This window comes from Streptomyces sp. CB01881 (assembly GCF_002953255.1).
Classification (GTDB): domain Bacteria; phylum Actinomycetota; class Actinomycetes; order Streptomycetales; family Streptomycetaceae; genus Kitasatospora.
In genome coordinates this window covers 10,946,745-10,948,557 of the sequence record NZ_CP026498.1, presented here as the reverse complement: position 1 = coordinate 10,948,557, position 1,813 = coordinate 10,946,745, and the positions used below count along the sequence as shown (strand labels likewise).

Here is a 1,813-nt window from a genome sequence, read left to right as displayed (position 1 = left end):
GCGAGGACGGCCACCGCCCACGCCCCGGCCCGCTGCAGCGGATGGCCCGTCGCAACTAGCGCGCTCACCTGACCCATCCGAACCCCTGGATCGTGTCCAGGCCCAGCCCCCACGAACGAACCGCGTTCGCGAACCGGCCGTCGGCCTCCATCACGACCCGCACCCGCGCGCCGATCCGCGGCGCCCCGCGCACCGTGAACCGCCGCCGCGGACCGGCCTCCAACACCCGCACACCCCGCGGCGCCGGCAGACCCAGCAGGTCCGCCTTGTGCGCCAGGTTGTGCTGCAACCGGTCCAAGTAGTGCTCGTCGCCCGGCAGCAGGTTTCTGCCCTCGTGCTTCAGCACCACCGGCGTCACCGTCTCCAGCTCCACCAGCCCCTCCCCTGCTGGCACCACCGTGTCCATGTCCATCGCCAGCCCCCGCACCCTCAACCGCGTCCCGCCCCACGCCAGTTCCTCGCAGGACGCCAACGCGCGCACCAGCACTGAGGCGATCTCCGGGACCGGCGACCCGAACCACACCGACCCCTCCCGCGACGTGGTGTAGACGCCCTTGCGGTGCGGCGCACCAGCGAACAGCGGCCCCGCCACCCCCACCGGCTTCAACGACTTCCCCTGCCACCCCCCGTCGTGCAACGCCTGGGCGAGAGTCTCGTCCTGGCCGCTCAGCAGCTGATACACCACACCACGCGCCGCCCCGTGCAAGTCTTCCCACCGCACGCTCGACGTATCCGGCGTGACATCCACCCTCACCCGCACCGCGCCCTCCAGGAGCCCAAAATGATCACATCACTCGCTCAACGCATCGACAGAGAAGCCTAGTTGACTATGGAAAGAAATCCTCTGCTTTCTCACTAATTACACCGATAATTGTCCGTATGTGCTACAAGTTCGAGATTCACTTCTGTCATCGCGGTTCGGTCGGCACGGGCCGCGGAGCTGCACCGACGCCCCGCGACACGAACCATGAACAGCTTGCAACTACGAACAAGGTCTCCAGAAATCGTCCTGACCAGCGACGATGCACTACCGGCAGGTCGCTGCAGAACAACCAGCACCCGTACAATCGCCACACCCGGCGACCTGGTGCTTTACCCTCGGGTGGTCATCAGCCCTGGAGGGCTTGCAACGCCGATGCCATGGCCGCGCTGTCCATCTGGCCCCGCGTGGTCATCAGCCCTGGAGGGCTTGCAACGCCAAGCTGTTCGGCCACATCAAGGGCCTAGACGCGCGTGGTCATCAGCCCTGGAGGGCTTGCAACGTGCGCCCCAGCAGTGTGGTGACGACCGCGATCCAGTGGTCATCAGCCCTGGAGGGCTTGCAACGCGGTGACCAGGTGACGGGTCAGGGTGCTGATGCCGTGGTCATCAGCCCTGGAGGGCTTGCAACGAGACAATCGATGACCAGGAGGTGTGGCAGACAGCCCGTGGTCATCAGCCCTGGAGGGCTTACAACACTGCCTGTACGGCACCAAGACCCTCGACCTGAGCTTCCCCCGGTGTGCGGGAGGTGCTGATTAGCTGGTCAGGGCGGGTGTGGGTGGTTCGACGGTCACTGGTTCGGCCGTCGCCTGGCTGGCGTAGTGCTTCGCCTCGTACTCGTCCGGGCTGAGCCAGCCGAGGCGCTTCTGAATGCGCCGGGTGTTGTACCACCCGTCGATATAGGCGAACAGTGCCAGGTCGGCGTCGGTGCGGGTCGCGAAGGTCGTGCGGCGCACGCACTCGGTCTTCAACACGCTCCAGAAGTTCTCGGCCAGGGCATTGTCGAACGAGTCCCCGACCGTGCCCATGCTCGCCTCAAGCTTTGAGTAGG

The 1,813-nt window shown here is 66.1% G+C and carries 2 protein-coding genes and 1 CRISPR repeat array; both genes read right to left on the bottom strand.

Annotation, left to right across the window (positions count from 1 at the left end):
• Positions 1-64: 64 nt before the first annotated feature.
• Positions 65-748, bottom strand: a complete 684-nt coding sequence (cas6, locus tag C2142_RS37145) for a CRISPR-associated endoribonuclease Cas6 (RefSeq protein ID WP_241003049.1) — start codon at positions 746-748, stop codon at positions 65-67.
• Between the two features lie 354 nt (positions 749-1,102).
• Positions 1,103-1,457: direct repeats of the CRISPR family, unit length 30 nt; unit sequence GTGGTCATCAGCCCTGGAGGGCTTGCAACG.
• Positions 1,458-1,517: 60 nt separating this feature from the next.
• On the bottom strand, positions 1,518-1,813 hold a 296-nt coding region (locus C2142_RS37140), incomplete at its 5' end, for an IS3 family transposase (protein WP_194235858.1).